Below are 6000 nucleotides of genomic sequence, written 5' to 3'. Positions count from 1 at the left end.
CATTGCAGGAAATTCAGCCTCACGGGCCGTATTATTTAGGCGGCTGGTCGATGGGTGGAGTCGTTGCTTGGGAAATGGCACGGCAGTTGCAAACTTTGGGGCAAAACGTTGAGCTATTGGCGTTGATTGACAGCTATGTACCGAGCCAGAATCAAAAACCGATTGATGATGCTTTTTTGATTAATGCTCTATTGGGCGATCTCGCCGGTATATTTGGCACAGAGTTCTCAATTTCGACCCATGAACTTCATCAACTTCAACCCTCAGAACAGTTAGGTTGCATCCTCACTGAAGCCAAACGCCTGAATATTTTGCCGCGAGAAATCTCCCTGAAACAGGTGGATCGGTTGTTTGAGGTTTTCAAAGCAAACCTGAAGGCGATATACGATTATCAACCTCAGCCTTATTGGGGTCGAGTAGCTCTATTTTCAGCCAATGAACTAGAAGAAGACCGAGGGTGGAGTAGTTTGGTGACAGGGAAGTTGGAAACTTATATGATTCCCGGCGATCATTATGGGATGATGCGATCGCCCCACGTCTGGGTTCTCGCCCAAAAGCTGGGAGCTTGTTTGAATTAAGTTAAAGAGCGATCTAATATCAAGTCCAGTTAATTGGCTATGATGCAATAGTTCACCTTGGGGAACAGGAAACAGGCAACAATGTAGGAGTGGAAACGCACTATCCATAGCGAAGCTTAGAAGAATCTTTCGACTAAAATAACCTGTAATCCAGTCAGGGTAAGGAAACCAGGTCGAAGACTGAAAAATAGCTGAAACTCTAGCCCTCACTGGATTGGTACTTGATCGATGTTAAATCCTTGTTCTGTATAGCTTTGAGCCAGATATCAGTGCTGATTTTTGTCTAAGTCCCATGACTGTTGCTGCTACCCTGGTCTTTAATGACTTCCCTAAATAGGTTAGAGTTTTGCGATTAAGCTCGTGGGAATTGATCCTTAAGATTTGCCAAAGCTGACCAACGGGAATCCATAGCAGTATCGTCAGGTGCAGCCATTTGCTGAGTGACCTCAATTCCTGGACAATCTTTATCACATAATTGCCGATGGGGAAGTCTTAAGCAAAGCTGTTCGTAGAGCCAAGCTTCAGGGTCAAAATGACCTTGAGGGGAGAGGGTTTCCACCAAATCCTCTAAAGCCACTTCCCGCTCTAACGGTAGATTATCGTTGAGAGTCTCGGCATTGGGATCGAGCCAAATCATTTCCTTCGCTTTCGCCCGCAGTCGATAATTATATTGTTGCAGACAACGATCGCACTTCAGGGTTACAATCGTTTCGGCGATCGCCTTCACCTCCAAGTAACTCCCTTGGTGAATCATCTTAATCCAGCCCTCGACAGGCATCAAAGAATCCAACCCATCTAAATACTCATCAACCTCAATCTTGAGTTTTCCATCTGGGCACTTTAACAACCCAGGAATATGGATCATCTGCATCATCCACCTCCTTGCAAACTACTCCCTGAGCTGGGGTCGCACACGCACAATCAAGCATCGATGAGGCTCTTTACCCACACTCTCCGTCTCCAGATCCTCATACGATTGCAGAAACTGATGCACTTCTCTCCTTTCCGCCGATGAGAGTGCCTTCATCTCATATGCGATCGCCGTTTGACGTACTGTATAAGCCGCCACCTCAGCCATTTTCTGCACTTCCTGCTGTCGCTGGTGACGATAGCCATTCAACTCAACTGTAAACGACCCCTGTTCCTCTCGGTCTTGTCCCAGATTGAGAATTGCATTAATCAGATACTGAATGGCATCTAAACTTTCGCCCCCCGTACCCACCAACTGTTCAATCTGGGACGTATTTAAAGGCGAAGGGTCAATCGTTAACCAAGACGTTTCCTGTCCTGACCATCCTTCAATTACCTCCACCCTCACCGCAGTGGCTAGTCCCATCTTCTTTAACAGGTTTTCTAGCCACTCCTGGCCGCGCTTTTGCATGGTTTCCTTCATCGCTGCTACCGAGGCCTATTTCTTTTTCGATTCCGGTTTAGTCTTCTTTTTAGACCGTTTTTCAAAAGGCAGATCCGCGCGATTCTCGGATAGTGTACCCGCAGGACTAACGCTCAGGCCTTTTTCCTCGACCAACTTCTGGAGATTTTCCGGCAACGGTTCCTTAGACAAAATAAACGTTTGTGCCGTTTGGAAAATATTGGCAATCACCATATACATCAAAACCCCAGCCGGTAAGGGAAAGAATAAAAACATCCCTGTAAAGATAATGGGCGTAATCTTATTAATGGTTTGTTGCTGGGAATTGGCATCATTATTGGTACTGGTTCCTCCCTGGCCAGACAGCACCTGGTTCAGATACAAACTGACCCCGAAGAACAACACCATTCCGAGGATGTCGAAGTTAATATTGCCATTATCATCAACAGCCCCAACTCTTCCGAGAGCTTTAATAAATAAAAATCCTTTCTCTGCTGCTAATCCTGGGACTGTCCCTTGAAGGGTCACTTCTCCCGGTTGAAGAGCAACCAAAGAGCCATCGGGATTAACCTCAACAAACTCTTCACCCTTAGTTATCGTCCAAGTCGGTTGTAGCTTTTGTACCTGATCCGGATACTGAGCCACCAACTCGTTAACCGTTTGTCCTTCTACAGTTTGTAGGTTAATTTGGGTTTTCTCGCCTACCCCAATTTTATTACCTCCAGGCAAAATTGCCGCTACTTTAGCATGAACCCCATCTTCGATATAGATGTTTTGGGGTTTGGTGGCATAAATTTGGGGTTGAATTCGCTGAATCTGTTCTTGGGGGAAAATCTGCACATCCACCGTATAGTTAACATCGGCAAAGGGCGATCCTCGCAATGTGGCAAACAGAGCAAATAGCACCGGCATTTGAATCAGGACTGGCAAACACCCGGCTAAGGGATTCCCCACCTCTTTGAAGAGTTTAGCCATCTCTTCTTGTTGTTTTGTGGGGTCATCTTTGTAGCGATTGCGAATTTCTTCTTGTCGCTTTTGCATGTAGGGCTGTACCACACGGGTGCGGCGCATACTGCGAATTGATCCGGCACTCAGGGGATACAGAGCAAACCGAATGACCAAGGTTAGGGCGACGATCGCCAAACCATAGCTCGGTACGATCCCGTAGAAAAAATCCAGGATCGGTAGCATAACGTTGCTAGAAAGAAAACCAATACCAAAGTCCATTCGTCGTGAGTTAACCTTTGCGCTGAGGAACTGCCTCTTCAGTGTATCTGATTGTCGGAGGCTTGATCTGATTAATTTTCACCGAGAACAGTCACACTGTCCTCGGACTGATAAAGAATTAGGCGTTAACCTTACTCCCAGAGCCACTTTTCGTTTGGGCATTTTTGGAGATTTTGCCATTGATATAGTCATACAGTTCCCGAAACTGGGGGAGCGATCGCAGTTCTAGACGACTGCCATCCTTGAGCGTAATCACCATATCTCCCCACAATCCAAATCCCCTAGGAACAACGACCACTTGGGAGATTTCCGAGTAAATTACATCCGTGCGGTTGCGTCCCATCCATCCTCCAACACTGGAAACCCGGCGGCTGGTAATCCGATATCGAGACCAAATCGCTCGAATAATCGAACCAATGGTTAAGGGGAGAGCAATAATGGTAAAACCGATAAAAATATTGAAGATTAAATCTCCAATATGGGGGCCGCCATCATAGATGACATCTTCTTTAATTCCCATTCAGTACCTCTGCCTGTGCCAATAACTGCTCTAATTCTTGCAGAAATTCGTCCCAATTGCAGGATTGAACACTTGGGCGCACAATAAATACCAATCTCCACCCCCTCTGAATTTTGGGGAGCAGTTGGCGGAGTTTGGCCCGCATTTGCCGTTTTATTCGATTACGATAAACGGCTCGTTTATCAACTTTTTTGCCAATCGCAATGCCAATTTGGGTAGGGTGGCTTGGACGATGGGCATTTTGCGAACGAGAAAGTTTTGGCCCTAAAGCTCTTAGGGTCAAATGGGCACTCTCATGTCGGCTTCCTTGACGATAGACTCCGACAAAATGTCGTCTATTTTTCAGTCGGTTAGCTTTGGGGAGCATGATATAGCGCTTCGCGCTGGTCATGGATAAGAGGTAATGGGGGATTTCTCCGAATTTCACCATTACCTCTTACCCAGCAAGGATTTCCTCTCATCCACATTAGCCGTAAATCTTAAACTGTTAACCGATGACGGCCTTTTTTACGACGGGTGCGAATGACTCGGCGGCCGGTATTACTGCGCATCCGGGCCCGAAACCCTGACGTTCTCTTTTGTTTGCGGTTGGTTCCTTCTAAGGTTCGTTTACTCATAGAATTGCTTTCACTTAAAGGGTTAGCGACTCAAATAAAAATGTCACAATCGTTCATTATACCATAGTTCAGGGGATGTTCCCTGAAGGGGAAAAGGGAATAGACCATCTCCCCATCCCCCATCCTCCAAGGGAATGAGGCAGTTATGGACTGATGCTTAATTCCCAAGTTCCGATATAGCGGGGGAGAGGAACCTCACCAGGGGTAAAAATTAGGCACTTAAACCGATAAATCCCAAATCCGGGGTTTTTGACATTGGAAAAGACTAATTCTAATCCAGGAGTACCTGCGGGGATGGGGTTTTCTGGATAAATCTCCACCAGTTTATTGTCTTCATCCCAAATCACCTCTTGTAGGGGTTGGGCCTCTCCTTTAATGCGCACTTCTACTTTATCGGGGTCAATTTGGCCGGTATAGTTGGCGGGACTTTCAGAGTAGGAGATGGTAAATTGCTGAACTGCTTCTGTGAGTTTCTTTTGAGGAACTCGAAGCCGATAGCGATCCCATTGATTGGCAATGCCATCATAGTCAAGGCGGAAGGGTAGAGTATTTTCCCGTCCAGGCCCCCCAAAGATAGTCAGTCCCGGTAAACCATTGGCAAAGGTTAGGGTAGGCATAGCCGCCACCAGACTTGTGGCGATCGCCGCAGCCAATAGAGGATACTTGATCGACTTTAATGTTTTAAGCATAGGAAAACCGCTAAATCCACTCATCCTTGATTGAAAACTACGTTACTTAACTTTACCAAAAGAAACCCCAAGATTGACAAAGGTCACCTCTATAGGGTCGTAGTGCGGACGCAAGGTGGGGTGAAAAAGTGCCAAAATACTTAGGAGCGATTCGCCACAAGCGCCAAGAAACCGGGTTTATCTATTCCCCAACTTCAAATTGTCCAATCTTCTATGGCTAATCCTGTTACTTTGCTAAAGTCTCGATGATTACGGGTTAATAAAATCATTCGTCGAGAAAGCGCGATCGCGGCAATTCTCGCATCCATCTGAGCCAGTTGAATCCGTTGTGAGTTGAACTGCTCTAAGGTTTGGGCGGCGATCGCATCAAAAGATAGAATGGGTAATCGCTGAAAGTCAACGACTAGCCGTACCATGAGATCGTAACCTTTCACCAATTCATTAGGATAACGAGCGCGGTTAATATAGGCATGGCAGCCCAGCATTTGTTCCTGAATTGTGATAATCGAAATGGCAAAATCTGAGAAGGGATATTGGGCCATTCGCGATCTAAGATTGTTATAATTTTCCCCGAATTGACGTTGAAGAATGCTCAGGCGATCTGTATCTAATAAATATCTCATTCTATTTCTGATGGAGCTAATACAGACTCATCGCCTCTGCGGATGGCTTGCCCTAATGCGAGGATCTCTTCAAAAGCTGGTTCATCTTTGAAAGAGCCGCTAATTTGCTCTAACCAGTTGAGCGATTTCGGATGGTCAATCTGTTGTTGAATTTGAGCAATAGCTGCTTCTACTGCTGCCATGCGCTCTTCTAGTGAAGTGTTGGTTGTCATGGATTGGGAAAAGTAGGGCTTCGCTCCTATTGTAGTGCAAGGCTTGATAAAGATGCTTTTGAAGTCATCCCTTGAGTTGAAATCTGGCGATCGCCACCCGCGCAAAGGAACCGGGTTTCTGGCTCGACCTCGATAGGAGGCAGCATCCCTAGGACAAACCCG

General features: G+C 46.2%; 10 protein-coding genes. 1 reads left to right on the top strand and 9 read right to left on the bottom strand.

The genetic code is table 11. From position 1 onward, the window contains the following. A partial coding sequence (locus J7529_RS12000; RefSeq protein WP_318729151.1) for a thioesterase domain-containing protein occupies positions 1-578 on the top strand: 578 nt, incomplete at its 5' end. 352 nt (positions 579-930) lie between these two features. On the opposite strand, the gene J7529_RS11995 is transcribed toward J7529_RS12000, so the two are convergent. The 9 genes from J7529_RS11995 to J7529_RS11955 all read right to left on the bottom strand — a co-directional run bounded on the left by J7529_RS11995 (position 931) and on the right by J7529_RS11955 (position 5838). Continuing rightward, a complete protein-coding gene (locus J7529_RS11995; protein ID WP_413038875.1) occupies positions 931-1449 on the bottom strand; it encodes a YceD family protein in 519 nt (172 codons plus the stop codon). 18 nt (positions 1450-1467) lie between these two features. Then, positions 1468-1971 (bottom strand): protein jag, encoded by a 504-nt coding sequence (locus tag J7529_RS11990; protein WP_318729149.1) that lies wholly within the window; start codon positions 1969-1971, stop codon positions 1468-1470. Between the two features lie 15 nt (positions 1972-1986). Beyond that, positions 1987-3177: a membrane protein insertase YidC gene (gene yidC, locus J7529_RS11985; protein WP_318729148.1), complete on the bottom strand. Its 1191-nt coding sequence runs from the start codon at positions 3175-3177 to the stop codon at positions 1987-1989. A 118-nt stretch (positions 3178-3295) separates the two neighbouring features. Beyond that, positions 3296-3697, bottom strand: coding sequence for a PH domain-containing protein (locus J7529_RS11980; protein WP_318729147.1), 402 nt, complete (start codon positions 3695-3697; stop codon positions 3296-3298). Then, positions 3687-4064 carry a ribonuclease P protein component gene (gene rnpA / locus J7529_RS11975; RefSeq protein WP_271941830.1) on the bottom strand — a complete coding sequence of 126 codons (378 nt, stop codon included), beginning with the start codon at positions 4062-4064 and terminating at the stop codon, positions 3687-3689. The genes J7529_RS11980 and rnpA overlap by 11 nt, the downstream gene beginning before the upstream one ends. A 112-nt stretch (positions 4065-4176) precedes the next feature. Continuing rightward, positions 4177-4314: a 50S ribosomal protein L34 gene (rpmH, locus tag J7529_RS11970; RefSeq protein WP_271941585.1), complete on the bottom strand. Its 138-nt coding sequence runs from the start codon at positions 4312-4314 to the stop codon at positions 4177-4179. Between the two features lie 143 nt (positions 4315-4457). Continuing rightward, the gene (locus J7529_RS11965) at positions 4458-5003 is read right to left on the bottom strand and encodes a DUF2808 domain-containing protein (protein ID WP_318729145.1); all 546 of its coding nucleotides are present in this window, start codon (positions 5001-5003) and stop codon (positions 4458-4460) included. A 194-nt stretch (positions 5004-5197) separates the two neighbouring features. After that, complete coding sequence (locus tag J7529_RS11960) at positions 5198-5626, bottom strand: hypothetical protein (RefSeq protein ID WP_318729144.1); 429 nt, start codon at positions 5624-5626, stop codon at positions 5198-5200. After that, positions 5623-5838: a hypothetical protein gene (locus tag J7529_RS11955; protein ID WP_318729143.1), complete on the bottom strand. Its 216-nt coding sequence runs from the start codon at positions 5836-5838 to the stop codon at positions 5623-5625. Before J7529_RS11955 ends, J7529_RS11960 begins: the two co-directional genes overlap by 4 nt. Between the last annotated feature and the right edge of the window lie 162 nt (positions 5839-6000).

Source organism: Roseofilum sp. Guam, assembly GCF_017746735.1.
Taxonomy (GTDB): domain Bacteria; phylum Cyanobacteriota; class Cyanobacteriia; order Cyanobacteriales; family Desertifilaceae; genus Roseofilum; species Roseofilum reptotaenium.
This window is presented reverse-complemented; position numbering and strand designations above follow the sequence as displayed.